Below are 25,326 nucleotides of genomic sequence, written 5' to 3'. Positions count from 1 at the left end.
CCATGCCCACCGAGCCGAACCTCGACGTGACGGACGAGGACCTGAAGCGTCTCGCGGACGACCTGGACGCCATGCGGACGCACATCGACGGACAGGTGCGGCGGATGGACGCGATCGTCGACCGGGCCGAGGCGCGGTGGCGCAGCGAGGCGGCGACGGCCTACCGGAAGCTGCACCGGGAGGCCGGTGCGGACGCCGTGCGGGTCCGGGAGATCCTGGGAGTCCTGGCGAAGGCCGTGCGGATGAGCCGGGACGGGTTCACGCGCCAGGAGCTGGACATCCTGCGGCAGTTCCGGGCCGAGATGAAGAAGGTCGACATCGACGCCGAGGTACGCGAGCTGTCCGGCGAGGTACAGGGCGGCGGTACCGGCGGCGCGCCGGCGCCGACCAGCAGGATCAACGACCTCTGAACGCCCATCGCCCGTCCGCCCATCCGCACACGTCAGCAAGTCAGCAGGTCAGCACGTCAGCAAGTCAGGGGGAATCGTGAACGACGACGGCTCGATCACCGTCGATCTGGTCGCACTGCGCGAGATAGCCGGCGACCTCGAGGACATCGTGAAGAAGCTCAACGAGAAGCTGGGTGCGCTCTACGACCGCACGGTGCCGGTCGTCCTCGCCTGGCAGGGCGAGGCACGCGAGGCCTTCGTGGACGAGCTCGACCGCTGGGACCGGCAGATGGAGGACCTGCAGGCCGCGCAGAAGTGGCTGCACGCCATCGTCACCACCGGGCACGCCAACTACTCCGCCGCCCAGCGGGCCACCCTGCGCGGCTGGGGCGGTGCCTGACGTGACTCCCGACATGACGAAGCCGTCCGCGCCGGCCGCGCCGCCCGTCCCGGCCCGCGCCGACCGCGCCGCGACCTTTCCCGACCGGGCGACGGCCCAGTGGGCCACCCAGCAGGTGATCGCCCTGAACGAGCAGGTCATCCACCGCTGGCTCGCCCAGTCCACCCGGCAGCGGCTCGTCATCGAGGCCGCCTGGCCCTCGCGCCCCGATCCGGTGGGCACGCTGCTCACCACCGGGATGGCCCTGACCGGCCAGGAGCCGATCCCGGTGCGCGCGGCCCGGGTGGTGCTCCGCCGGAACACGTCCGGCGAGCCCGGCGCGTACCCCTTCACCGTGCACTCCTCCCTGCCCGTCGTCCTGTAGAGGCCCCCGTGTCCCTGAACCCCGCCGAGCACGACCGCAAGTACGGCGAGCTCGACCAGGTCGTCCGCGCCCACCTGGGCCTCGGCCCGCACGCGCCCGAGGCCGTGACCGGCTATCTGCGGCAGACCTGGCGCACCCGGCCCTGGGCGATCGCGGTCGCCGCCGAGCAGCTGCGCGTCTACGCGGACAATCCGCCGGGGCGGCTGCGGCTCCGGCTCGGCGAGTACTACCGGCTGCCCGACGTGGGCCTGCCGCCCGAGGAGATCCGGGACTGGCTCACGGGCCTCGCCGACCGGCTCGACGAGAGCCTGGCGAACGGCCAGGCGCCGCCGCCGGCCCCGCCCGCGACGCCGTGGGAGTGGCGGGCCCGCTTCCCCGAGCTCGCGCAGCTGCTCGGCGGCTGGTTCTCGCAGGACATGCCGGAGGAGTTCGGCGACCACGAGGCGGCCCTCGCCGACTACCTGGAGGGCACCGACGCGGGGCTCGTCGCCCAGCTGACGGGCGAGCTGCACGACCTGCTGGCCCTGCCCCTCGACGAGGACGAGTTCGCCCTGGCCCTGGCCGCCCTCGGTGCCGAGGTCGTGCCGCCGGCCTCCTTCACTCCCGGAGCCTGGCTCACCTCCCTCGCCCTGCGCCTGCGCGGCTGAGCCGGCGGCCGGCCGTTTCGGCCGGCCGTTTCCCTCCGGCGCACGGCGGGCAGTCGCGAAACAGCGGGGGCCCGTACGGCCGCGGTGGTGAGAGGCATGGCCAGACCGATATGGACCGGGGTGCTCAGTTTCGGGCTCGTCAGTGTTCCCGTCGGGCTGTACACCGCCACCTCCGCGCACACGCTGCGTTTCCACCAGCTGCAGCGCGGGACCTCCGACCGGATCCGCAACCGGCGGGTGAACGAGCGGACCGGTGAGGAGGTGGAGCCCGACGACATCGTCAAGGGCTTCGACACGGGTGACGAGTACGTCCTCGTCGAGCCCGACGAGCTCGACGAGATCGCGCCCGGACGTTCGAAGGCGCTGGAGATCAGCGGGTTCGTGGACCTGGACGCCATCGATCCGATCTTCTTCGACCGGACCTACTACCTGGGGCCCAAGAGCAAGGAGTACGCCAAGGTGTACGCCCTGCTGGAGCGGGCCCTGGCGAAGACCAACCGGGCGGGCGTGGCCACCTTCGTCATGCGGGGCCGCGAGTACCTGGTGGCGCTCAAGTCCGAGGAGGGCATCCTGACCCTCCACACGCTGCACTGGGCCGACGAGATCCGGAACCCCCGCGAGGAGGTTCCCGACCTGCCGGCGTCCCGGACCTCGGCCGGCGCGAAGGAGACGCGGATGGCGGAGCAGCTCGTCGACGCGCTCGCGATGGACTGGGATCCCGAGGAGTTCCACGACACCTACCGCGACAAGGTCGCCGCCCTGATCGAGGCGAAGAAGGCCGGCGAGACCGTCGAGAAGGCCGAGCCGGCGGCGGAGGCGACCAACGTCGTCGACCTGACCGAGGCGCTGCGCGCGAGCGTCGAACGGGCCCGTGACAAGCGGGGCCGGAAGGAGTCCGGCCTCTCGGAGCTGACGAAGGCCGAACTGTACGAGCGGGCCTCGGCCGCCGGGATCCCCGGCCGCTCGGGCATGAAGCGCGACGAGCTGATCAAGGCCCTGGAGCGGGCCGGCCGGCAGGCCGCCTGAGTGTGCCCCAGTGTGTTTGAGGAGGGGACCTGGCTGTGCCTGGGGGAAGGCACCACTACGGTGTTGCGGCACCACTACGGTGTATCGGTCTCCTCGGGCCCCTCGGTCTCCTCCGGCCTCCCGGTCGGCTCGGACCGGTCGGTCGGCTCGCGCCCGTCGGTCGGTTCCACCGCGTCCTTCGGCACGAGCACGCGCAGGGCGCGTTCGGTGGGTTCGGGGTCGGGGACCGAGACGGCCACCCGGGCGTACGGCGAGGCCGGGCCCAGGTCCATCTGCAGGGCCGGTGCCTCGGCCCGTACCGCGACGAAGTCCCGGCCGGCCGGGCCGCGCCGCTCGCCCACGCAGTGGCCCGGCAGCCACACGCCGCGGGCCGCCTCGCCGCGCAGGACGCGCCACCAGCTGGTCTCCACGCCGACGGCGCGCAGCGCCGAGACGGGCAGCCGTACCGTACGACGCCGGGCGGCCAGCGCCTCGCGCGGTCCGAGGCGGACCACGATCTCGCTTCCTTCGACCGTCACGCGCGTCATGGCACCCTCACCCGCCTTCGCCGAGTGCGGCGAGCCGCCGTCGCGCCGCCCCGGCGGAGTGGCCGCGCGGCGCGTCGCGCCAGGGCTCGCGGTCGAGCAGTTCCTCGGCGTCCCGCAGGGTCCAGCGGCGTGCCGTGAGGCCGGGTTCGTCGAGCTCGGCCCAGTCCAGCGGCGCCGCGACGGGGGCGCCGGGACGGGCCCGTACGGCATAGGGGGTGACGGCGGTCTGCCCGTAGCCGTTGCGCTGGACGTCCAGGTAGAGCCGCCCGCGGCGGTCCTTCTTGCGTGCCGCGGTGGTCAGTTCGTCCGGGTGCCGGGCGGCCAGCAGTTCGGCCAGCTCGCGGGCGAAGGCCCGTACCTCGTCGAAGGTGTCCCGGCGCAGCAGCGGCACCACGACGTGCAGCCCGCGCGAGCCGGTCGTCATCGGCAGGGAGGGCAGTTCCAGGTCGTCGAGGAGCGCGCGCAGCCGGCGGGCGGCCCGGAGCACGGACGCGAAGTCGTCGCCCGGCGGGTCGAGGTCGAAGACCAGCCGGTCGGGGCGGTCGGGGCGGTCGGCGCGGGACAGCCAGCGGTGCGGGGTGACGCAGGCCTGGCCCGCGAGGTAGACGAGCGAGGCGGCGTCGTCGCAGAGGGCGTAGGTGACGGAGCCGTCCGCCTTGGGCAGTTCCGCGCGGGCCAGCCAGTCGGGGAAGTGCTCGGGCACGTCCTTCTGCATGAAGCCGGAGTCGTCGATGCCGTCGGGGTGGCGTTCCAGCATCAGCGGGCGGCCGCGCAGGTGCGGCACCATGTGCCGGGCGACCCGGCGGTAGTAGTCGGCCAGATCGGCCTTGGTCAGCCCGTCGGCGGGGAACAGCACCTTGTCGGGCCGCGGCACCTCGACCGTGCGCCGTCCGACCCGTACGGCGTCCGCCGTGCCGCGCGCCGCGCTCACGACCCCTGCCCGTTCCCGGCGCCTTCGTGGTCGCCGGCGACCTGGCGCAGGGTACGGCCGGTGCGGGCCGACCGGGCGCGGTGCGGATCGGTGCCGCCGTCCTCCCGTGCCCGCCGGTCGGCGCGCTTGACGAGCAGCCATGCCTCCCGGCCCGAGCCGTCGCCGCGGATGCGGGTCAGCGCGTAGCCGCCGTGGAGCTTCCGGCCGTCCAGCCAGAACGATGCGTGTCCGCCGTCCAGGGCCTCGGCGAACGGGACCTCCCGGCCGCGCCGGTCCTCGGACAGGTTCCGGTACGTGCCCTCGTCCCAGACGATGACCGTGCCGGCGCCGTACTCGCCGGGCGCGATCACGCCCTCGAAGTCGCGGTACTCCAGCGGGTGGTCCTCGGTGGGCATGGCGAGGCGCTTGTCCTGCGGATCGGCCGAGGGGCCCTTGGGCACGGCCCAGGACCGCAGCACCCCGTCGACCTCCAGCCGGAAGTCGAAGTGCATCGCCGTCGCGTCGTGGATCTGGACCACGAACGAGGGCGGTCCGCCGGGTGCCGCGGCCGCGTCTCCGCCACGCGGTTCGGCGGTCCGGGAGAAGTCCCGGCGCCGGTGGTACTCGTTCAGCGCACGCGTGGGACCCACGGTCTCCTCCTCACGGCGTGAGATCGTCTTCCGTCACCCGGCGGCTACCCCGTGACCCGCCGGCTACTCCGCCGTCTCCGCCCCCCGGCGGCTGCTCCGCCCCGCGGCGGCTGCCCGGTCACCCGGCGGCCGCTGCGGACGCCCGCGCCGAATCCCCGCTCCTGCGGATGGTGCAGTGCAGCGAGTCCCCGATCACGTCGGCGACGATCGTGTCGCCGGGATCGGCCTCCCCGCCCAGCAGCAGGGAGGCGATCCGGTTGTCCAGCTCGGTCTGGATGGTGCGGCGCAGCGGGCGGGCGCCGAACTCGGGCTGGTAGCCGTGGGCGACGAGGAGCTTCTTGGCCGACTCGGTGACCTCAAGCCCGAGGCCCTGGGCGTGGACCCGGTGCCGGCTGCGGTCGAGGAGGTGCTCGACGATCCGCGTGAGGTCCTGCTCGGTGAGGCTGTGGAAGACGATGATGTCGTCGATGCGGTTGAGGAACTCCGGCAGGAACCGGCCCCGCAGGTCCTCCATCAGCTCGTCCTTCAGCTCCGCCGCGTCGCCCTCGTGGGCGAGGATCCGGTGCGCGCCGATGTTGGACGTCATGATGACCACGCAGTGGCGGAAGTCCACCGTGCGGCCCTGGCCGTCCGTCAGCCGGCCGTCGTCCAGGATCTGCAGCAGCGTGTTGAAGACGTCCGGGTGCGCCTTCTCCACCTCGTCGAACAGCACGACGCTGTACGGCTGCCGGCGCACCTTCTCGGTGAGCTGGCCGGCCTCCTCGTATCCCACGTACCCGGGAGGCGCGCCGACGAGGCGCGCGACGGTGTGCTTCTCCTGGAACTCGCTCATGTCGAAGCGGATCATGCGGTTCTCGTCGCCGAAGAGCAGTTCGGCCAGGGTCTTGGCGAGTTCGGTCTTGCCGACGCCCGTGGGGCCGAGGAAGAGGAAGGAGCCGACGGGGCGGTTCGGGTCGCCCATGCCCGCGCGGTTGCGGCGGACCGCCTCGGAGACCGCGGTGACCGCCTCGTCCTGGCCGACGATCCGGGCGTGCATCTCCTCCTCCAGCCGGAGGAGGCGTTCCTTCTCGCTCGTGGTGAGCTGGGAGACGGGGATGCCGGTGCGACGGGAGACGATGTCGGCGATGTCGGACGCGGTGACCGACACGACGCCCTCGCGGCGCTCCTCGATCCCCGCCAGCTCGCCCTCCGCCTCGGCGATCCGCTGCTTCAGCTCCGCGGCCTTCTCGAACTCCTCGCCCGCGACCGCCTGGTCCTTCTCGCGGCGCAGCCGGGCGAGCGTGTCCTCGAGGCCGACGACCTCGGTGGAGCGGCCCGCGCTGCGCAGCCGGACCCGGGCGCCCGCCTGGTCCATGAGGTCGATCGCCTTGTCGGGCAGGAAGCGGTCGCTGATGTAGCGGTCGGACAGCTCGGCGGCCGCCGCGAGGGCGCCGTCGGCGAAGCGGACCTGGTGGTGGGCCTCGTACGCGTCCCGCAGTCCTTCGAGGATCTGCACGGTCTCCTCGACCGTGGGCTCGGGGATCAGGACGGGCTGGAAGCGGCGTTCGAGTGCGGCGTCCTTCTCGACGTGCTTGCGGTACTCGTCGATGGTGGTCGCGCCGACGACGTGCAGCTCGCCGCGGGCGAGGGCGGGCTTGAGCATGTTGCCCGCGTCCATCGAGCCCTCGCCGGTCGCGCCCGCGCCGACGACGGTGTGCAGCTCGTCGATGAAGAGGATGATGTCGCCCTCGGCGCGCTGGACGTCCTCGATGACCTTCTTGAGGCGCTCCTCGAACTGGCCGCGGTACTGGGCGCCCGCCACCATCCCGGACAGGTCGAGCGAGACGACCCGCTTGTCCTTGAGGGTGTCGGGCACCTCGCCCGCCACGATCCGCTGGGCGAGGCCCTCGACGATGGCGGTCTTGCCGACACCGGGCTCGCCGATGAGCACCGGGTTGTTCTTGGAGCGCCGGGACAGGATCTCCACGGTCTGCTCGATCTCCTCGGCCCGGCCGACCACCGGGTCGAGGCGGCCCGCCTTCGCCTCCTCGGTCAGGTCACGGCCGAACTCGTCGAGCGTGGTGGCCGGCTCCCTGGGCGCGGCGGGCGCGCTCTCCGGGCGCGAGGCCTGCTCGGCGAGGCCGCGCAGCTTCTGCACGTCCAGGTCCTCGGCGCGCAGGAAGCGGGTGGCGCCCGAGTCGGGGTCGCGGAGCAGGGCGCCGAGGATGTGCTCGGGGCCGATGTACGAGACGCCCGAGGCCTGGGCGTAGGCGTGGGCGGCGGCGAGGGTGCGCTTGGCCGCCGGTGTGAGCCCGGGTTCGGCGGACGGTTCGCGGGACTCGCGGGGGAGCACCTGGGCGATCTGCTCGGCCAGCTTCTCCGGGCTCACGCCGGCCTCGTCGAGGATCCGGCGGGAGGGCTCGACCTGCGTGGCCGCCCACAGCAGGTGCTCGGTGTCGAGGTCCCTCGTGCCGTCCTGGACCGCCTTCCGTGCCGCCTGGTTGAGGAGTTCGTGCGAGGACTCCGTCAGGAGGCGTCCGATGGGCACCCGCTGGACGGCCGGGGGCGAGGACGCGGGCGACATACCGAAGAACCGGTTCAGCAGGTCGCTGAACGGATCGGAGGAACCGAAGGGCGAACCGAACGCCATCGACATCTGAAGCTCCTGACGGGGTGGGGTCACCCACCGCGCGGACTGTCCGGGTGGGGGTCAGACCCACTCAAACCCGGCCGTTCCCGCCCCGCAACGCGGGGTCCCGGGCCGGAGCGGGACCGGTGACGGCGGGCGCCGGTGCACCGGCCGGAGACGGGCGGAAACGTGCATATCAGACCGTACGTCACCGTCCGTCACGGCCGCGGTCCACCGCCGTACGGCGGCGTGCCCGCGCGGCGGAAGGGTGAACGAGGCGAGCACCTCCCGGGAGCTCACGGCGGCGCGAGCTCCGACGCGCCGCCGCCCGGGCGGCCCGGGCTCCGAGGCGCCGCCGCCCGGGCGGCCCGGCGCCGTGCCGGAACCCGGCCGTCCCTCAGTCGCCGACGGAGACGACGACCGCGCTCATCGGGCCGCCGGGCGTCCGGTACGTGACGGTGTCGCCGGCGCGCCGGCCGAGCAGCGCGGAGCCCAGCGGGCTGTCCGAGGTCACCAGGGCCGGGTCGTCCGCGTCGGCCAGTTCGCCGAGGTGCACGGTCGACTCGCCGCCGTCCTCGAAGCGCACGGTGACGGTGCTGCCCACGCCCACCTCGACGGCCGACGGTGCGGGGGCGGCGGCGCCCTCGTCGAGCCGTGCCTCGATCCCCGCGATCTCCCGGTCGAGCCGGTCGAGGTCGTCGGCCCGCCGCAGTTCGTCGGCGTCGTCGGCCCGGTCGCCGACCGGGTTGTCGTCACGCAGGGTGGCCGCCACCGCCCGGCGTTGGGCCCGCAGTTCGGCGAGCTCCTGCCGGAGTGCCCGGAGGGCGTCGGCACTGATGGGCTCGGGACCGTCGGTCATACCTGCTCCCTGCTCGGTGTCGCCGGTGGGACGCGCGGCCGGAGGGCCGGCGTCTCCATTACCGCACCGCCCGTCACCCCCGGCAATCCGGTACCCGGGGGTGACGGGCCCGCCAGGGTGCCCGGGCCGCCGTCCCGTCAGGCGTCCGCCTCCGCCGGTTCCGGCTGGATGCCGGCCAGCAGGTTGAAGGCGCCGGTCAGCAGGTTCAGGGTGACCACGCCGACCACCTCGGCGATGATCCGGTCGCTCCAGCCGTGCGCCCGCAGCTCCGCCACGTCCTCGTCGGCCAGCGCGCCCGGCTCGGCGAGGACGCGCAGGGCGACCGCGATGAGCGCAGCCTCGCGGGCGTCCGTCGAGGTGCCCTGGCGGGCCAGCTCGATGTCGTCCTCCGTCAGCCCCGCGTCGCGGGCCGCCGCCACATGGGCCTCGCGGCAGGTGCCGCAGCCGATCCACTCCTGCACGGCGAGCGAGATCTTCTCGCTCAGCGGCCGCGGGATCCTCACCCGCTTCATCGCCCGGGAAAGGCTCAGATAGCCCTCCAGGACGGCCGGCGAGTGGGCCATCGTGGAGACCATCTCGCCGGCCGAGCCGTGCCGCTCGACGATGTCGGCGAGCAGTTCGCGTGCCTTGCCGGTGGCCTGCTCGGGCCGGAGCGCGGTCAGTCGTCGCACCTTGCCTCCTGGTCGTACGTACGGTGTCCGAGATCTGCACGGGCTGCGGGCTGCATACCCTTGGGGGGTATAACGCGAGCGTCGGTACGGGAGTTCCCGGCGGGCCGTTCTACGATCGAGGGGTGATCAAAGGCGTCATGTTCGACTTCTCCGGCACCCTGCTGCGCGTCGAGTCCACCGCCCACTGGCTGGACGCCGTCCTCGCCCGTGCCGAGGTCCGGCTCTCCGGCGACGAGTTCGCCCGCACCGTGGAACGCCTCACCCACTACGGCGCCCTGCCCGGCGGCCCGGCACCGGTGCGGGTGCCCGGGCGGCTGGAGAAGCTGTGGCGGGAGCGGGACCTCGACGCCGAGCGGCACCGCGCCGCGTACACCGCCCTGATCCACGAGGCCGGCGTCACCGACCCGGCGCTGGCCCACGCCCTCTACGAGCGCCACAAGTGCCCCGAGGCCTGGCAGCCGTACCCCGACACCGCCCGCACCCTCGGCGAACTGAGCCGCGGCGGCGTCTCCGTGGCCGTGGTCAGCAACATCGGCTGGGACCTGCGCCCGGTCTTCCGCGCGCACGGGCTCGACGCATGGGTCGACGTCTACGCCCTCTCCTTCGAGGTCGGCGTCCAGAAGCCGGACCCCGCCATCTTCCGCTTCGCGTGCGAACGGCTGGGCCTCACCCCGGCCGAGACCCTGATGGTCGGCGACGACCGCCGAGCCGACGGAGGCGCCGAGGCGCTCGGCGCCCGGGTGCACTACGTCGACCACCTGCCCGTCGACCGCCGCCCGCACGGACTCCTCCCGGTCTTCGGGCTGCTCGGCGGCACGGCTTAGGGCCTTGTCCGGCCCTGATCCGTCGGACAGGCCCTAGGGGATGCCTCGCCGCTCATGCCGGGCTCGCGACGAGACACCCCCTGGGTGCGCCTCGCCCCGCGCCGGTCAGACCCAGTTGACCTTGGCCTGAGCGAGGAGCGGATCGTCCACCAGCTCCCACAACGGCACGGCCACGTTCCCGATCCGGTAGCGGCCGCCGAAGTGGAGACCCAGGACCCGGTGGTCCGTGAGGTCGAAGACCGGGGAGCCGCTGTTGCCGCCGAGGGTGGAGCAGTCGTGGCGCATCACCATGCCGCCGGGCGTGAACTCGGTGGCCATCCCCGGCTGCAGCCGCTTCACGTTGTAGATGTCCATGAAGATCCGCCGCATGGACTCCGGCTCGTTGCGGCGCCCGTCCCAGGCCGGATAGCCGATGACGTACACCGGCCGGCCGGGCAGACTCGCCGGGGCGTCGGCGGCGACCGCCAGCGGCGACGGCAGCGGCTCGCCGTCCGGCGGGACGATCCGCAGCAGGGCCATGTCCACGTCCGGATGGATCCCGATCACCTCGGTGACCTCGTACGGCAGCGGGCCGGCGGCCGGCACCGGACCGGGCGCCTGATGCGCCGGCAGTTCCTCGCCGGGGTCCACCCGGGCGGTCATGCCCTGCTGGAAGGTCCAGCCCGCGCCCTCGGCGCGGCTGAACTCGGCCGCCACGTGCCGGTTGGTCATCACCGCCTCGGGACCCACCACGAATGCCGTGCCGAGCCATTCCAGGCTGGGATGCCCGGTGATCTCCACCCGCCCCACCCGGGCGATGGACTCGCGGATCGCGGCCCGGCTCGCGTCGAGCACCGACCAGTCGCCCTCCTGCGAGGCGAAGTCCTGCCCCTGCACCAGGACGGCGGGCCGGCCCTCCAGGAGGACGATCGCCTCCACCCCGAAGTACTCGTCCTCGTCGATCTCCTCCGCCCGGCCCTCGGCCAGCTTCTCCAGGCCGGTCACCCCGGCCTCCAGGACCCGGGCCCGTTCCTCCTGGGCGAAGCGGCCGATCTCGGCGGCCGGGGCGGCACCGGGCGGCAGCTGCTCGGCGGACTCCTGGATCTCCAGCTCCTGTTCGAGCCGGCCGCGCACCCGCGCGGCCACCTCCCCCAGGTCGCCGAAGACCTGCTCGGGGCCGGTCGCGACCGGCGACCCGCTGTGCGAGCCGCTGCGTGATCCGTAGCTCATCTCCCGTCACCTCCGCCTGTCGCCTGTCGCCTGCCGTCTTTCGCCGGTCGCGTCCGCCTGTCGTCCTCCGCCCGTCACAGCTCGGGTTCCCGCGGCAGCGCCGCCTGCGCCGCCATGATCTCCTCGTACAACTCGGGCCGGTTCTCCCGCAGATGGGCGAGGATGCAGCTCATCTGGGTGCCGACGTTGACCACCGCCGTCGTCCGTCCCTGGTAGTCGAGGTCGCTGACCCGGCGCGCCCCGCGGTGCAGCGCGACGACCGTCCAGCGGTCGGTGAAGACGGGCGAGCCGGAGGAACCGCCCTGGGTGTCGGTGAAGTAGGCGAGGTTCTTGTCATCCGCCTGGTACACCAGGTTGTTGCGCAGCGCGACCCGCTTCGGCATGCCCTTGGGATGCTGGATGATGTTGACCGCCTGCGGAGCGTTCCCCAAGGCCTCGCAGGGCGCGGTCGCCACCCGCAGCACCATCCGCTCCGGCTGGGCGGTCGTCAGCCGCAGGATGGCGTAGTCGAGCTGCTCGTCCCAGGCGACCAGCCCCGAGGCCGTGGCCTCCTCGGTCTCGGCCTGGTCGGCGCCGTAGTCGAAGCGCGAGCGGGAGTTGCGCACCTGGAGCTGGAGGTCCTCCTCCGCGACCCGCTTGCGACCGGCGCCGATGCCGTTACGGGCGTTCACCACATGGTGGTTGGTGACGAGCAGCCCGGGCGCGATCAGCCAGCCGGTGCCGACGTGCGGGTACGCGGGGTGGAGCTGCTGCCCCGACTCGTACGGAGGCACGGTGACACGGGCGACGGCCGCGCCGGCCACGAAGCCCTCGTACAGGAACTCGAAGGGCACCATGTCGTCCCGGACGACGATCTCCTCCTTGAACTCCGGCAGCAGCAGTTCGTCCGGCAGCTCGGGCTCGCCCGCCGCGTCCCGCACCACGTGGTCGAGCGCCCGCTGGAAGACGGCGACCGCGCCGAGGTCGGCGGCCAGGCCGATGGCGTTGCGCAGCCACAGCTCCAGCGGCACCTCGCCCTCCATCAGCCGCTCGACCCGGTTCATCGTCCGCAGGTCGGACTGGAGCTGCCGGAACGGGGTCGGCTGCGGCAGCAGCGCCATCCAGAAGTGGTCCTTGATCCCCGTGAACAGCCGGCCGCGCAGCGCCCGGTCGGCGAGACCCGCCTCCATGGCCGCGTTCTCCACGCCGAGCAGCTCGTCGGAGCTGAGATACGGCTCCTCCCGCCACGCCGCCTCGGCCTGGTCCGGCGGCGGGGTGAGCCCCACCAGGTCCGTGCCGCCCGGCACCGGCCCGTATCCCGGGCCGCTGCCGCGGTTGCGCAGCACCGAGCCGGCCTCGACGGCGGCGGCGACACCGACCAGGAGATCGCCGCTGCGGTCGTCGAGCGTCAGCGCCCGCCAGGCAAGGCTGTCCAGGGTGCCGTGGCGCCGCGCCTCCCGCAGCGCCTCCTCGACCCGGTCGGGCGGCATCGGCGCGGTGAAGACGCCCGACGCGGCCGCGGCCGCGGACCCGGACGCGGGCAGGTGGGTGGGCGCGTGCCCGGCCGCGGCGGACGTGCCGGGCGCGTGGGCGGGCCCGCCGCCGATGCCACGGCCGGCCACCGGAGCGGCGGCCGTCGATACGCCGGTCGTCGGGGCGCCGGCCGCCGAAGCGCCCGCCGCCGGAGCGCCGGCGGCGGCCGACTCCAGGATGCGGGCCAGCGGTTCGCGCAGCTGCGGCTCGTCGGCCATCGCCGTGTCGAACCAGCGGGCGAGGGCCGAGACCACCGCCTCGTCGTCCTCCGGCAGCCCCACCAGGCGCAGCGCGCGGGCCAGGGCCGGCGGGTCGACCCGGCAGGCCGAGACCGCCGCCGCGCGGGCCAGCGCCGGCTGCCGGGCCAGGTCCTCGTCGGGCAGCCCGCGCAGCCGCCGGGCGAGCCGTGCGTCGGTCTCCTCCGAGTTCACGTTCGCCGCGGCGGCCAGCCGGGACCTGGCCACGAGCACACCGATCGACTCGTAGGGCAGCCCGAGCCCCGCCGCCACGTCCTCGGCCTCCTGGAGGTCGCGGTCGGCGTCGTCGAAGTCACCCGCGTCCTGCGCGAGCCGCGCGGACAGCTGGAGCAGCTCCAGACGGGTCTCCGCGCAGCCCGCCTCCTCCGCCCGGTCCACCGCCCGCTCGGCCGTCTCCCGCGCGTCCTCCGCCCGCCCCGAGCGCGCCAGGGTCTCCACGAGCAGGGCGTGCAGCCTGCTGCACGGCGTCCACGGCCGGCGCTCGGCGAGCCGCTGGGCGGCCGCCTCCACATAGCCCTGGGTGAGCAGGTCCTCGACCTCGCGGGCGGTGATCCGCTCCCAGTCCTCCTGGTCGGCCTCGGCCATGATCTGGTCCGGCACGTGCCCGCCGATCCGGCCGAGCAGGAAGGCGGCCGAACGCGGCGCCATGTCCCGCTCGGCGCCCGCCAGGTGCTGCTCCACGCCCGGCAGCCAGCGGGCCTCGACCGTCCGGGGGTTCTCGCCGAGGCGCAGCCGGTGGTAGATCTCCTCGGCCCGGTCACGGACGGTGTCGCGGGCCGCGTACCAGTCGACCGCGCGGGCGTCGACCGCGCGCATCAGGTCGGTCCGCGCGCCGTCGGAGAGCCGCAGCATGATCGAGCGCAGGTCGGGCCGGTGCCTGATCGCCCGCGGCCCCGCCGACTCCATCAGGTCGAGCCGTGAGGTCAGCAGCCCGAACAGCCGCCCCGCCTCCGCGACGGACGGCTCCGCCAGCCCGGCGGGCTCCGCGAGCACCTCGCGCACCAGCTCCGGCGTGATGACCCGCAGCGCGAGACCCGCCTGGGCGAGGGCCCGCACGGCCGGGTCGGCGATGTGGTTGAGCAGCCGGTCGTACAGCGTGCCCTGGATCAGCATCTGGTCCACGCTGCTGTGCAGCCGCCGCCGCGACGTCACGCCGTGCAGCAGCTCGCCGAGCGACTCGGCGTCCTCGCCGAGCGAGACCGCGGTACGGGCCGCCAGCCTGAGGCTCAGCGGGTGGCCGCCCACCTGCGCGTACAGATCGTGCGCCACCGTCTCGTTCTTGACGCCGGACGAGATCAGGAGGTCGACCGAGGCCTGCTCGTCGAGTTCCGTGAGCTCCATGGTGCGGGGGGTGAGGACCCGGGCCGGGTGGTCGATGGGCGCCCGGCCGGCCGCGACCCACCGCAGCCGCGGATAGGCGGAGCGCAGCGCCGTCCACACCGCCCACATGCGGGAGATGAGCGGCGAACCGCGGTACTGGGCCTCCTCGAACGAGTCGACCGCGATGATCAGCGGCGGCTCCATCGCGCCCGGCGGCGTGGCGACGGCCTTCGCGACCAGGTTCGCCAGTTCGCGGGCGAGGTCCTGTTCGCGGGCGCTGGCGCGGGAGTGGAAGCCGGCCGAGTAGTCGCGGCCGTAGGTGGCGCGGGTCGCGGAGAGCCGCGACAGCTCGTCCAGCTCGTTGCGCTCGCCGCGCTGGACGCTGGCGGTCTCGCCGCAGCGGTCGGCGAGCGAGTCGAAGGCCTCCCGGTGGTCCGGGTACTGGATGCCCAGCTGCCGGGCCGCCTCGGCGACGAGGGTGGAAGGTTCATGGATGGACAGCGTCGGGCGCTCGAAGTCGATGTAGGCGAAGGGGAATCCCTCGGGCGCGGCCTCGCGCAGGCTGTCCACGAGGAAGCGGGCGAGCAGGGTGCTCTTGCCGATGCCGCCGATGCCGTGCAGCAGCACGGGCGGCTCGGCCGGCTCGGTCGGCAGTGCGATGTAGGTGCGCAGCGCGTCGAGTTCGCGCGTACGGCCGTGGAAGGTGTCGCGGACGAGGTGCCGCAGCGGCTGCAGCAGCCGGGCCCGCTCCAGGCGGTGCTGCAGGTCCTCGACGGACGGCAGCAGTCCGGCCGTACCCGGCACCTGCTCCAGCCAGAGCACCGCCTGGAGGACGTCGGACAGCTTCTCCACGTCCGCGTCGGCGAGCAGGGCTTCCGTCGCGGCGTCGGCCGGGGCGGACGACAGGTGACCCGACGCGGTGCCGGGCCACGTGCCGGCCGGGGTCCCGCCCGGCCGTCCCGGAGCCTCCGCGTTCGCCAGCAGGGCCAGTGCGGCGCGTGCCACGCCGGCGTCCGCCGGCAGCGCGTCGCCGTTGGCGGCGAGCACCGTCAGGGCGGCCCGGGGTCCCGCGAGGCCGCGCAGGGTCTCGGCCCGGACCTCCGGGGTCAGCACCCAGCACACCGAGCGCTGCGGGGTGGCGAGGGCCGTGCAGTCGTCCACGAGCTGCAGGGCCAGGCCGCTCGCCTCGCGTTCGCCGGGCAGCCGCAGCTCCGCCGGGTCGAAGGCGTCCAGGAGACAGGCGGCCTCACGGTAGGCGCGACGCAGCTCGGGCACGGCGGACACCACGGGCGCCACGGGGGAGCCCAGTGCGGTGCGGAGCCGGGCGGTGAAGTCCTCTCCGGGCCCCAGGCGGAGATGGATCCGTACCGCCTCTTCGACCGCCGTGCACACCCGCCGCATGTAACTCTCGGCCGGGTCCGCCGAGTCGACCGCCCGCAGCACCTCCGTGACGGTCCTCTCCACGAGCCCGGGCGGGAGGTCGGCGTCCGGAGCGCCGGAGCTCTCGCGGAAGAACCGGGCGAAGAAGTCCCGCAGTTCCTCAGGACCGGCCGGGACCGCCGTGTCGTGACACTCGTTCATCCTGATGTCGTACGGGAGTTGGTGCAGCGTCGTGGAGTAGCCGAGCAGCACCAGGCGCGGCACGGTCTCCTTCCGCACCGGCGTGTACTCGTAGATCGCGAGCGCGAGCTTGCCGATGCAGTCCCAGACGTCGGAGTTCGGATCGAGCGCGTCGCACTCGTCGAGCACCAGCCAGAACCGGTCCTCGGCGGCCGTCGCCCGGCTCACGATCCGGTGCACCGCGTCGTCGATCGAGGGCAGTGGATCGTTCAACCGTGTCGGATTCAACGGGAATCCGTCCGCCTCCGGCCCCGCCACGAACTCCCAGAGCCGCGCCACCAGCCGCTCCGCCGTCGACGTCCGCGTCAGCGTCACCCGCACCGGACGGAACTCGTTGTGCTGCCCCAGATGGCGGATCAGCCGGTACGTGTACGAGCGGCCGCTGTCCGGCTCCCCGTCCACCACCAGGACCGTCTGCTCCGGGTCCGCCACGAACCTGCGCAGCGTGCCGCGCAGCTCAGCGCGGCCGATGAACACCTCGCTGCCGTTCCGCAGGACCACCGCCTCGAACGGGTCGCGCGCCGAGTGCCGGACCTCCTCGTCCTCGCGCAGCCGGCCGCGCAGCGCCCGTACCGCCATGCCGCGGCCGACGGAGTCGATGGCGTCGAGCCGGTCGAGGACGTCGAGCCGGGCCAGCGCGTCGAGCAGTCTGCGCTGGTCCGCGATGTCCCGGCGTGCCGCTGCCACCACCACCCGGGCGCTGGCCTCCCGGTCAGGGGTGAGCGGCAGACCGGCCACGAACTCCGCGGTCAGAGGGGTCCGGAGCAGCGCGGCCCGCGGATCGGGATCGTCGAGGAGATGGTCCCGCACCCAGCTGGTGACGAGACCCCACTCCGTCTCGGTGAGCGGCATGACGCACCTGCCCGGTGTCCCCGCGCCGATGGGGACACCTGCTCGCTGCTGTCATCGTCCCGCCGGGCGCAGGCGCCCGCAATCGCTGCGGGCGCCGCCCGGGCGGCCGGACCGCTCTCAGTCCGTCATCGCGATGTCCTCGTACGACTCGAGGCGCCGCCAGCGTTCCTCCGGTGCCCGCATCGGCGGCATCAGGTCCACGTCCGGCAGCGGCCCGAGCTCCAGCTCGGTGATCTCGGCGACGTCCGACACCGGCACCTGGTACGTGCGGAAGGGCCCGAGCGGCGGCGGCGCGCCCGCCTTCGCCCCGGCGAACGCGCGGTCCGCGTCCCGGCTGAGGTCCGGGCTCTGGTCGAGCACGTACGCCGTCGCCGCCAGCGCCCCGTCCTGCATGAACGCGGCCACCTTCCAGAAGCGCAACGGCACCTGGATGCCCCGGTACGGCGGATCGGAGTCCTGGAGCACCGGCCCGGTGAGCACCACCAGCTTGCGGTCGTACTGCGCCGCGTGGTCGAGGAGGTAGTTCTCGATGCCCTGCCACAGCTGTTTGCCCTGGTTGAACACGTCCGCCTGCGGGGCGGCGTTGGTGAAGTGGAAGGTGTCCGTGTTCGCCCGGCCGGCCACCGCCGCCGCGCCCCACACCGGGTCGAGGCGCCGCACCAGATGGCCGCGGTCCAGGCTGTTGTTCCGGTAGACGTCATCGCCCGCCTGCTGCTCCCGGGGCAGCCGCGGATCGTACAGCCACTTGTCGTCGCGCGGCACGTCGTCGAGCAGCTCGGCGCCCTCGATGCAGACGGCCGTCGAGGCGGCGAGCCGCCGGTCGGGCCGGAAGACGACGGTGAAATGGGTGTACGGCAGGATCACGGTCTCCACGGCGGTGCGGGCCGGCAGGGCCAGCGGCACGGTCGGGCCGAGGAAGTTCTCGTCGTAACCGGTGGGCTCGTCCGGCGGCCGGCCGTGCCGGGTGTCGCTTGGGTTCATACGATGTAAGTACCGCGCGGATGAGGGCCGCCCACGGCACCGGACCCGCAGGCCACTCGAACAGACGCCCCGGTGCCCCCCTCCGATCCGGCCAAGGAGGCACCCCATGCCCACCGGAATCTCCCTGCACGTAGGCCTCAACAGCGTCGACCCCGACCGCTACGGCGGCTGGGACGGCACGCTCGTGGCCTGTGAGAACGACGCCCGCGACATGGCACGCCTGGCGCGCGCCGCCGGCTTCGAGGACACCGTCGTCCTCACCCGCGAGGGCACCGTCGACCGGGTCGTCACCGAGCTGCGCGCGGCGGCCGAACGGCTCGCCGCCGGTGACATCCTGCTCTTCACCTACTCCGGCCACGGCGGGCAGGTCCCGGACGTCACCGGCCCCGACGACGAACCCGACCGGCGCGACGAGACCCTGGTCCTCTACGACCGCCAGTTCCTCGACGACGAGGTCCACCAGGAGTTCCTGCGCTTCCACGACGGCGTACGGATCTTCACCCTCTTCGACTGCTGCCACAGCGGCACCAGCATCGAGATCCCCGGCGTCACCGACGTCACCGGCCGCTACCTGCCCGAACCGAAGCAGGTCGAACTCTACGAGCGCGACCGCGACTTCTACGACGACCTGCAGCGCACGATCGCCAAGGACGCCGCCGCCGCGGGCGACGGACAGGGACCTCCGGTGATCCTGATCTCGGCCTGCCAGGACAACCAGACCGCCGCCGACGGACCCGTCAACGGAGCCTTCACCGAGGCGCTGCTCGGGGTCTGGGGCGACGGTGCCTTCCGCGGCGACTACCGCACCTTCCACCGGGCGATCCAGCGCAGGCTCCCGCCCACCCAGAGCCCGAACCTCCACACGACCGGAGCGCCCTCGACGGCGTACCTGGGTCAGCGCCCGTTCACCGTGTGAGCCGAACGGGTCACGGGCTCACGGGCTCACGGGCTCAGGGGCCCACGGGACAGGGCTCACGGCCGGAGGGCGGTGGCGAGCTGGGAGCGCGAGCGGACGTCGAGCTTCTGGTAGATCCGCGTCAGCCGCGCCTCCACCGTCTTCACGCTCAGGTACAGCTTCGCCGCCGCCTCCTGGTTGCTGGCGCCCTGCCCCACCAGACGCGCGAGCCTCAGCTCCGCCTCCGTCAGCGAGGCCAGACCCGGCAGCGCGTCCTCACCCACCGGTCCCTCGCCGGCCGGACCGGCCGGCGCCTCGCTCGTGAGTGCGAGCCACGGCACCGCGCCGACCCGCTCGAACGTCGCCGCAGCCGAGTGCAACGCCGCCTGCGCGGCCGAGCGCCGCCGCCGCCGGCGCTCCACGCGGGCCAGCGCGACCAGCGCCCGGCCCTGCTCCAGCGGCAGCTCCGCCTCGCCGAACCGGGCCGCCGTGCCCGCGAGCAGCTCCGCCGCCGAATCCGTACGGCCCTCAGCCGCCAGGCACAGCGCGTACGCCCGGTCGCAGCCGAGCAGCACCGTCGTCCGGCCGAGCCGTTCACACACCGGGCGTACCTCCGCGAGGACCGCCATCGCCTCGTCCACCGCGTCGTGCGCGAGCAGCGCCTCCGCCAGCTCCTCGTGCCAGCGCAGCATCGACGGATCCACCGTGGACTGGGCGCGCTCGTTGCTCTCCACCCGGCGCAGCGTCTCCAGCGCCGCCGCGACGTCCCCGTTCACCAGCTGCACCCGGCCCAGCGCGTACAGACTGCGGGACAGGAAGACCCGGTCGCCCTCCTCCTCCGAGGCCTGCACACTGCGCCGGGCGTAGCTCGCCGCCCGGGCGAAGCTGCCGCCGGCGGTCTCGGCCAGCGCGAGGGCGTACCAGGCGGGCCCCGGCGAGAGCCCCGCCTCCAGGGTCAGCGCGAGCGACTGCCCGGCGTGCGCGAGCGCGGACGCGCACGGGCCGATCCGCGACTCGATCTCCGCGAGCGTGCTCAGCAGCTCGATCGCGTCCTCCACCGAACCACGCCGCTGCACCAGCGGCAGCAGCGCGTTGAGCTGCGTCCTGGCGTCCACGAGCCGACCGTCGAACAGGGCGTGACGGATGGTCAGGATCTGTGCCGCGTTGCGGATCCCGGCCGGCCGCTCGGCCGTCTCCAGGGCCCGCGCCTGCGCGAGCACGGCCTCCGCGTCCGACGAGCCGAGGGCCCGCTCCATGCGCGCCTGTACGGTCAGGGCCTGGGCGGCCGTCCGCGGGTCGCCCATCGAGGCGGCCAGCTCGGCCGACTCCATCGCGGCGGCCCGCGAACGCAGCGGATCGCCGTCCGCCAGCACGTACTTGACCGCCAGTCGGAGCTGGACGGCGGCCCGCAGCGCGGTGTCGCCCTCGGAGTCCTCCATCGCGTGCACGTACATCTCGTCCAGGCCGGTCAGTCCCTGGCCCGCCGTGTCGAGCACGGCGAGCCTGGCCCGGACCCGGTCCGCGGGCGCCGCGTCCCGGGCGAGGAGATCCGTCGCGGCGCGCATCGCCAGATCGGCGCGGGCCGCGCGGGCGGCCTCCTCCGCCGCGTCCACCAGGCGGGCGATCCGCTGCTGCCCGTTCCTGCCCGGCGTCGACTCCGCGGCGAGCAGGGCCAGTTCGGCCGCCAGCGCGCTGTTGCCGCGCCGCCGCGCGAGGTCCGCGGCCTCGGCGACCTCGGCGGCCAGCTCCTCGTCCGGCGCGTCGGTGGCGAGCGCCCGGTGCCGCACCGACTCCACCGGGTCGTCCACGACCCGCGCCAGCGCCGCGTGTCCGGCGCTGCGTTCGGCCCAGCAGGCGTCGTGCACCAGGGTGGAGGGCAGCAGCCCGGCCGTGAACGCGACGGTGCCGTCCTCGGACAGCGACACCAGACCGGCCCGCTCGGCCGCGGCCAGGTCGGCCTCGGCGCCGGGCCGGCCGGCCCGGCGGACCAGCGTCGCGGTGGGCCGCAGCGCCAGGGCCGCCAGGAGCAGCGTCGCGCGCACCTCGGGCGGCGCGGCGCCGAGCAGCTGCCGGGCCAGGTCCCGGGCCCGCCCGGACAGCGTCAGCGCCTCCGCGTGGTGCACCGGCGTCCGGGCGTCGGCCAGCGAGCGGCCCACGGCCAGCGCGAGCCGCGGATTGCCGCCGCTCGCCTTGTGGATGCGGCCGGCCATCCGGGACGGCAGCCGGTGGTGGATGAGCAGCTCGGCGATCTCGTCGGCGTGCAGCGGCGGTACGAGCAGCACGTCGGCCTCCGACGGCACCCACAGCCGCGTCTCGTGCGGGTCCTTGCCGTAGACCGCGGCGCTGCCCGAGGAGTCCGCCGCGGAGCCCGTGACGGGCCCGGAGGAGGTCTCGGCGAGCCCGCCCGCCGTACCGCCGGAGCCCGTGGCCCCCGTACCGCCGGAGCCCGTGGCCCCCGTGCCGCCGGTGACGCCGTAGCCCGTGCCGCCGGTGATGCCGTAGCCCGTGCCGTACGCCGCGTACGCCTCGGGCGTCTCGACGGCGATCACCCGCAGCGCGGGCGGAGCCAGATGGAGGGCGAAGCGGAGCAGGTCGGCGCTCTCCGGGTCGAGGTGCTGCATCCCGTCGACCACGAGCAGCGCGGGGCCGCGGACGGTCAGCGCCCGCAGGATGCCCGCGAGCCCGAGCCGCAGCGCGATCGGGTCCCAGCCGCCTTCCTCCGGCGGCGCCTCCCGGCACAGCATCGCGACGGCCGCCCGCTGCGGCCCCGGCAGACCGTCGAAGACGCCGGAGGCGATCACGCCCAGGCCGGGTGCGGAGGCGTGCGGGCAACCGCCCTCGTGCCCGCCGGCGGGTCCGGAGCCGGCGGACCCGTGACCGGCCGGTCCCGGTCCGGCGGACCCCGCTGCGGCAGAGGAGCCGGCGAGCCGGTCGTCACCGCCCGTGGCGCCGCCGCCGGCGTACGGATGGCCGGACCCGGAAGCGGAACCGGAACCGGCGAAGGCGGGCGAGGCGGCGCCGGAGGCGGCCGGCGTGCGGCCCTCGGCCGTCGTGTGCTCACCGGTACCGGAGGCACCGCCGGTCGCCGCCGTCGCGGACCGGGGCGAGGGAACGGGCGCGGGCGCCGCCGGGCCCGGCCAGGTGACCGTCGCGGCCACGGACGCGACGAGCGCGGCGGCGGCCGCGCCGGGTATCGCGCGGTCGGCGGGGAGCGTGGCGAGCCACAGGACCGTCTCGCCGCGCGCCTCGGCACGGGCGGCCGCCGCGACGGCGACCTCGGTCTTGCCGACGCCGGCGGGACCGGTCAGCAGCGCACGGCCCCTGGCGTGGAGAACGCGTTCGAGCCGGGCCAGGAGTTCCTCCCGGCCCACTGGAGCAGGCCGGAGCGGCGCTGTCGTCATGTGTCCACCACCCCTCCGGCGCTCGGGCCCTGCCCGTGAGCCCGTTGCGCAGAGAATACGGAGCACGGCGCCCCAGTCCAGGCCCCTTGTCCGGCATACGGACAGCGGACCCCGGTCAGCCGTCCCGGAGACGGGCGTCCCCAACTGCCGGAAGCGCCCGTGGTGTAGACCACGGGCGCTTCGCTGACCAGCGATGATGCTGGTGTGTGGGGGGTGATCAGGCGGCGACTCGCGAGCGAGTCGGCCGGCTCAGAAGGTCAGGCTCCACGAGTCGATGTAGCCGGTGTCACCCGAGGCCACATCGCGGACCTGGAGCTTCCAGGTGCCGTTGGCGACCTCGCTGGACGCGTCCACCGTGTAGGTGGCGAGCACGTTGTCGGCGCTGTCGGAACCGGAGGAGGCCTTCAGGTTGCGCACGGTGCCGTCGGGGGCGATCAGGTCGATGACCAGGTCCCCGCGCCAGGTGTGCTTGATGTCCACGTCGACCTTGAGGGCGGCGGGGGCGTTGCCGGTGAGGCCGGTGACGGCGATCGAGGAGGACACGGTGGTGTTGTCCGAGATCGTCACGTTGTTCGCGTTGGTGAAGACCGTGCCGGTCGGCGGCGTGGTGGTGCCGGTGACCGCCTCCACCGACTTCGCGGCGTCCGCGATGCCGGTGCCGCAGCCGCCGGTGCAGGTGCCGGGCAGCGGGCGGGCGTTGGTCTTGATCGTCGACTCGATCTCGGCCGGGGTCAGCGTCGACTTGGCCGACTTCAGCAGGGCGGCGAGGCCGGCGATGTGCGGGGCCGCCATCGAGGTGCCCTGGTAGGGCTTGTAGTTCTCGGTCGACTGGACGGTCGTGCCGGAGTTCAGCGTGGAGTAGATGCCGTTCTCGGGCGTGGTCACGGTGCCGGGCGTGTCGGTCGCGCGGCGGGTCTCGCCGCCCGGGGCCGCCACGTCCACGATGGTGCCGTAGTTGGAGTAGTACGACCGGTTGCCCTCGCGGCTGGTCGACGCCACGGTGATGACGTTCGAGCAGTTCGCGGGAGTGAAGCCGGACGCGTTGGCGTTGCTGTTGCCCGCGGCGACGACGACGGTGGTACCGCGCGAGACGGCGCCGTTGATCGCGGTCTGGTAGACGCTCGGGCAGGAGGCGCTGGCGCCGCCCAGGCTCAGGTTGATGACCTTGGCCGGGGTCGGGTTCGCCGGGACGCCCGGCACGGTGCCGCCGGAGGCCCAGGTGATCGCGTCGGCGATGTCGGCGGAGGAACCGCCGCACTTGCCGAGCACGCGCACGGGCTGGATCTTCGCGTTGTACGCGATGCCCGCGATGCCCTTGGTGTTGTTCGTGACCGCACCGATGGTGCCGGCCACGTGGGTGCCGTGCCAGGAGGAGTTCGAGGCCTTGGAGCCGGTGCCGCACTCGCCGTCGGTGGCGTTCCAGTCGCCCTCGTCCTTGGCGTCGGCGTCGCGGCCGTTGCCGTCACGGGCGTCGGCGGAGGTGGAGATGAAGTCGTAACCGGAGACGACGTTGGTCGCCAGGTCCGAGTGGGCGGCGTAGCCGGTGTCGATGACGGCGACGGTGACGCCCGAACCGGTGGTCTTGTCCCAGGCGGTGGGGACGTTCATGCCGCCGGTGGCCTCGAAGAGGTCCCACTGCTTGGCGTAGTCGGTGTCGTTCGGCGCGACGGCCATCGCGTAGGCGCGGATGTCGGGCTCGACGGAGGCGACCTGCGGGTCGGCCTTGAACGCGGCCATGACCTCGGCGACGTCCTGCTGGGACGCGGAACCGCCCAGGTTCACCAGCGCGGCACCGCCGGCCAGGCGACGCTCGAAGGAGAGCTTCTCGCCGGTCTCGGCGGCCTTGTCGGCCGCGTCGCTCTTCGCGGCGGCGTTGGAGCCGGCCTCGGCGGACGAGGACTTGTAGGTGACGATGACCTTCTCGACCGGGGCGCTGGGCAGCGCGGTCATCGACTGCGAAGCCGGGGCCGGCTTCGGCGAGGGTGCGGCCGGGACGGCGGCGAACGCCCCGGAGGTGGTGGCAGCGGCGCCGAGGATCGCGGCGCTCGCGACCACCACGGATATGACTCTCCGCCTGGAACCGTTCAAGGTGGGGCCCTTTCGAGTACGACGTGAGTGGAGCAGTGGCGGCGGCGCGGAAACCGCGGGGCGAAGTGGGGTCGCGATCCGCCGTTCCCTGGGCGTGGGGGCCCGTGCGCCGCCACCGGCGCGACGGCCCGGGTCAAGGCCGTCCCCGGCGGACACCACCCACCCGTCCTCATGGACCTGACAGGTTGAGGTGGGGGAAAGGATCTGCCGGTGCGGCAGACAGTAGGGAACGCCGAGGTGAACTCGATACGGGGAAAACCCTTGTCACCCTCGGGGGGAGGGAGGGGGAGGGGCGGGGGCGGGCGTCAGCCCTGGTGACAAGGGTGAAGGGGCCACCGGGGCGGGACGCCGGACGCCGGACCGCGACCGCTCCCGCCGCGGCCGGACGAGGGTGTGGATTGTGGCGTTTGGGGTGTGCCCGCCCTGAGAGAGGGGCCGTTGGCCGAAATGTTTCGTTCAGCCGAGTTCGAGGGTCGTCACCCCGAAGACGCGGTCCTGGGCGAATGCCCGGACCGGTCCCGTGTACATGCGGGCCGTCTCGAAGGTCGGTTCCAGGCCACGGGACAGCGCGAGGCGGGCCGCGGCCGGATTGGCCTCCGGCATGTCGACGGCGACGCGCGGGGCGCCGAAGGCGCGGGCCTCGGCGGCGAGGGCGTCGAGCAGCGCGGAGGCGTCGGCGGGCGTGTCCGCGAACAGCGGCCCGATCCGGGCCTCCTGCTCGGCCGGACGCACCACTCCGTAGCCGCTGACGCGCCCGTCGGTGAGGCGCACCAGGGCGCGGTGGCCCGGCGCGCTGAGCCAGGCGGCGAGGAAGCGCGGCCGGTCGGCCGGATGACACGCGCTGTCGTACGCGGCGAGCTCGGCCCGGTCCACCCGCTCCGCCGCCACCACGCCCGTCACCGGACGGTCGGGCAGCGGCACTTCGCCCACGTAACGGGCGGTGCGGTACGCCGGCGCGAAGCCCGAGCGACGGTAGTTGTCCTGCTGGGCGGGCACCCCGTCGAGCCCCACCGTCCGCCCGCCCGCGTGCGCGAGCGCGGTGCGCCAGGTCGCCAGACCGTGACCGGAACCGCGCAGATCGGGGCGAACGAGATAGAAGCCCAGGAAGGAAAAGTCGTCGCCGTAGTTGACGACCGAGATCGCGGACACCGGCTCCCCGTCCACCCGCCCCATGAAGAAGCCCTCGGGATCCTGCGCGAAGAACGCCGGGGCGTCCGCCGCGCCCGGGTTCCAGCCCTCCGCAGCGCACCAGTCGCGGACCAGTGACCAGTCCTGGAGGGAGGCGCGGGAGACGTGGAGGGTCATGGAGGTCCCTT

General features: G+C 74.0%; 19 protein-coding genes. 7 read left to right on the top strand and 12 right to left on the bottom strand.

The window, feature by feature from the left end; translation table 11 throughout:
* Positions 1-2 precede the first annotated feature (2 nt).
* The 5 genes from ACFVGS_RS19200 (at position 3) to ACFVGS_RS19180 (ending at position 2,826) form a co-directional block, all read left to right on the top strand.
* Entirely contained in the window at positions 3-410 is a 408-nt protein-coding gene (locus tag ACFVGS_RS19200) for a WXG100 family type VII secretion target (protein WP_385693113.1), read from the top strand.
* 76 nt (positions 411-486) lie between these two features.
* Positions 487-789, top strand: a complete 303-nt coding sequence (locus tag ACFVGS_RS19195; RefSeq protein WP_384411020.1) for a WXG100 family type VII secretion target — start codon at positions 487-489, stop codon at positions 787-789.
* A gap of 13 nt (positions 790-802) precedes the next feature.
* Positions 803-1,153, top strand: coding sequence for an RNase A-like domain-containing protein (locus ACFVGS_RS19190; RefSeq protein ID WP_384411023.1), 351 nt, complete (start codon positions 803-805; stop codon positions 1,151-1,153).
* Between the two features lie 8 nt (positions 1,154-1,161).
* Positions 1,162-1,800 carry a contact-dependent growth inhibition system immunity protein gene (locus tag ACFVGS_RS19185; RefSeq protein WP_384411026.1) on the top strand — a complete coding sequence of 213 codons (639 nt, stop codon included), beginning with the start codon at positions 1,162-1,164 and terminating at the stop codon, positions 1,798-1,800.
* Between the two features lie 96 nt (positions 1,801-1,896).
* The gene (locus ACFVGS_RS19180; RefSeq protein WP_384411029.1) at positions 1,897-2,826 is read left to right on the top strand and encodes a Ku protein; all 930 of its coding nucleotides are present in this window, start codon (positions 1,897-1,899) and stop codon (positions 2,824-2,826) included.
* A gap of 74 nt (positions 2,827-2,900) precedes the next feature.
* On the opposite strand, the gene ACFVGS_RS19175 is transcribed toward ACFVGS_RS19180, so the two are convergent.
* The 6 genes from ACFVGS_RS19175 to ACFVGS_RS19150 all read right to left on the bottom strand — a co-directional run bounded on the left by ACFVGS_RS19175 (position 2,901) and on the right by ACFVGS_RS19150 (position 9,051).
* A complete protein-coding gene (locus ACFVGS_RS19175; protein ID WP_385693112.1) occupies positions 2,901-3,344 on the bottom strand; it encodes a hypothetical protein in 444 nt (147 codons plus the stop codon).
* Between the two features lie 16 nt (positions 3,345-3,360).
* Positions 3,361-4,284, bottom strand: a complete 924-nt coding sequence (gene ligD, locus ACFVGS_RS19170) for a non-homologous end-joining DNA ligase (RefSeq protein ID WP_385693111.1) — start codon at positions 4,282-4,284, stop codon at positions 3,361-3,363.
* Complete coding sequence (locus tag ACFVGS_RS19165) at positions 4,281-4,913, bottom strand: DNA polymerase ligase N-terminal domain-containing protein (protein WP_385693110.1); 633 nt, start codon at positions 4,911-4,913, stop codon at positions 4,281-4,283. Before ACFVGS_RS19165 ends, ligD begins: the two co-directional genes overlap by 4 nt.
* A 118-nt stretch (positions 4,914-5,031) precedes the next feature.
* Positions 5,032-7,548, bottom strand: a complete 2,517-nt coding sequence (locus ACFVGS_RS19160) for an ATP-dependent Clp protease ATP-binding subunit (RefSeq protein ID WP_385693109.1) — start codon at positions 7,546-7,548, stop codon at positions 5,032-5,034.
* Between the two features lie 370 nt (positions 7,549-7,918).
* Positions 7,919-8,380, bottom strand: coding sequence for a GreA/GreB family elongation factor (locus ACFVGS_RS19155; RefSeq protein ID WP_384411042.1), 462 nt, complete (start codon positions 8,378-8,380; stop codon positions 7,919-7,921).
* A gap of 137 nt (positions 8,381-8,517) precedes the next feature.
* Positions 8,518-9,051, bottom strand: coding sequence for a carboxymuconolactone decarboxylase family protein (locus ACFVGS_RS19150; RefSeq protein WP_385693108.1), 534 nt, complete (start codon positions 9,049-9,051; stop codon positions 8,518-8,520).
* 137 nt (positions 9,052-9,188) lie between these two features.
* Between ACFVGS_RS19150 and ACFVGS_RS19145 the strand changes: the two genes are divergently transcribed.
* The gene (locus tag ACFVGS_RS19145) at positions 9,189-9,875 is read left to right on the top strand and encodes an HAD family hydrolase (RefSeq protein WP_385693156.1); all 687 of its coding nucleotides are present in this window, start codon (positions 9,189-9,191) and stop codon (positions 9,873-9,875) included.
* A 105-nt stretch (positions 9,876-9,980) separates the two neighbouring features.
* Here ACFVGS_RS19145 and ACFVGS_RS19140 read toward each other — a convergent pair whose 3' ends face one another.
* From ACFVGS_RS19140 to ACFVGS_RS19130, 3 genes are all read right to left on the bottom strand, one after another.
* A complete protein-coding gene (locus ACFVGS_RS19140) occupies positions 9,981-11,084 on the bottom strand; it encodes a trypsin-like serine peptidase (protein ID WP_385693107.1) in 1,104 nt (367 codons plus the stop codon).
* 74 nt (positions 11,085-11,158) lie between these two features.
* Positions 11,159-16,645: a trypsin-like peptidase domain-containing protein gene (locus tag ACFVGS_RS19135; protein ID WP_385693106.1), complete on the bottom strand. Its 5,487-nt coding sequence runs from the start codon at positions 16,643-16,645 to the stop codon at positions 11,159-11,161.
* A gap of 117 nt (positions 16,646-16,762) precedes the next feature.
* On the bottom strand, positions 16,763-17,626 hold the full coding sequence (locus ACFVGS_RS19130) for a DNA/RNA non-specific endonuclease (protein WP_384411055.1): 864 nt from the start codon (positions 17,624-17,626) through the stop codon (positions 16,763-16,765).
* Positions 17,627-17,732: 106 nt separating this feature from the next.
* Here ACFVGS_RS19130 and ACFVGS_RS19125 point away from each other — a divergent pair, with 106 nt between their 5' ends.
* Positions 17,733-18,542: a caspase family protein gene (locus ACFVGS_RS19125; protein WP_384411058.1), complete on the top strand. Its 810-nt coding sequence runs from the start codon at positions 17,733-17,735 to the stop codon at positions 18,540-18,542.
* Positions 18,543-18,598: 56 nt separating this feature from the next.
* Here ACFVGS_RS19125 and ACFVGS_RS19120 read toward each other — a convergent pair whose 3' ends face one another.
* The 3 genes from ACFVGS_RS19120 to ACFVGS_RS19110 all read right to left on the bottom strand — a co-directional run bounded on the left by ACFVGS_RS19120 (position 18,599) and on the right by ACFVGS_RS19110 (position 25,315).
* Positions 18,599-21,922, bottom strand: a complete 3,324-nt coding sequence (locus ACFVGS_RS19120) for an AAA family ATPase (protein WP_385693105.1) — start codon at positions 21,920-21,922, stop codon at positions 18,599-18,601.
* Positions 21,923-22,171: 249 nt separating this feature from the next.
* Positions 22,172-23,872: a S8 family serine peptidase gene (locus ACFVGS_RS19115; protein ID WP_384411168.1), complete on the bottom strand. Its 1,701-nt coding sequence runs from the start codon at positions 23,870-23,872 to the stop codon at positions 22,172-22,174.
* A gap of 594 nt (positions 23,873-24,466) precedes the next feature.
* On the bottom strand, positions 24,467-25,315 hold the full coding sequence (locus tag ACFVGS_RS19110; RefSeq protein ID WP_384411063.1) for a GNAT family N-acetyltransferase: 849 nt from the start codon (positions 25,313-25,315) through the stop codon (positions 24,467-24,469).
* Positions 25,316-25,326 lie beyond the last annotated feature (11 nt).

This window comes from Streptomyces sp. NPDC127114, assembly GCF_042677525.1.
In the GTDB taxonomy this organism is placed as follows: Bacteria; Actinomycetota; Actinomycetes; order Streptomycetales; family Streptomycetaceae; genus Streptomyces.
The sequence above is the reverse complement of the archived record's forward strand: the minus strand, read 5'-3'. Positions and strand labels throughout refer to the sequence as shown.

What these genes read in the sequence shown, in the direction of transcription:
- ACFVGS_RS19200 (WP_385693113.1), top strand. Translation starts at nt 3, where the DNA reads ATGCCCACCGAGCCGAACCTCGACGTGACGGACGAGGACCTGAAGCGT.
- ACFVGS_RS19190 (WP_384411023.1), top strand. Translation starts at nt 803, where the DNA reads ATGACGAAGCCGTCCGCGCCGGCCGCGCCGCCCGTCCCGGCCCGCGCC.
- ACFVGS_RS19180 (WP_384411029.1), top strand. Translation starts at nt 1,897, where the DNA reads ATGGCCAGACCGATATGGACCGGGGTGCTCAGTTTCGGGCTCGTCAGT.
- ACFVGS_RS19160 (WP_385693109.1), bottom strand. Translation starts at nt 7,548, where the DNA reads ATGTCGATGGCGTTCGGTTCGCCCTTCGGTTCCTCCGATCCGTTCAGC.
- ACFVGS_RS19155 (WP_384411042.1), bottom strand. Translation starts at nt 8,380, where the DNA reads ATGACCGACGGTCCCGAGCCCATCAGTGCCGACGCCCTCCGGGCACTC.
- ACFVGS_RS19145 (WP_385693156.1), top strand. Translation starts at nt 9,189, where the DNA reads ATGTTCGACTTCTCCGGCACCCTGCTGCGCGTCGAGTCCACCGCCCAC.
- ACFVGS_RS19140 (WP_385693107.1), bottom strand. Translation starts at nt 11,084, where the DNA reads ATGAGCTACGGATCACGCAGCGGCTCGCACAGCGGGTCGCCGGTCGCG.
- ACFVGS_RS19135 (WP_385693106.1), bottom strand. Translation starts at nt 16,645, where the DNA reads ATGCCGCTCACCGAGACGGAGTGGGGTCTCGTCACCAGCTGGGTGCGG.
- ACFVGS_RS19130 (WP_384411055.1), bottom strand. Translation starts at nt 17,626, where the DNA reads ATGAACCCAAGCGACACCCGGCACGGCCGGCCGCCGGACGAGCCCACC.
- ACFVGS_RS19125 (WP_384411058.1), top strand. Translation starts at nt 17,733, where the DNA reads ATGCCCACCGGAATCTCCCTGCACGTAGGCCTCAACAGCGTCGACCCC.
- ACFVGS_RS19120 (WP_385693105.1), bottom strand. Translation starts at nt 21,922, where the DNA reads ATGACGACAGCGCCGCTCCGGCCTGCTCCAGTGGGCCGGGAGGAACTC.
- ACFVGS_RS19115 (WP_384411168.1), bottom strand. Translation starts at nt 23,872, where the DNA reads ATGACCGCGCTGCCCAGCGCCCCGGTCGAGAAGGTCATCGTCACCTAC.
- ACFVGS_RS19110 (WP_384411063.1), bottom strand. Translation starts at nt 25,315, where the DNA reads ATGACCCTCCACGTCTCCCGCGCCTCCCTCCAGGACTGGTCACTGGTC.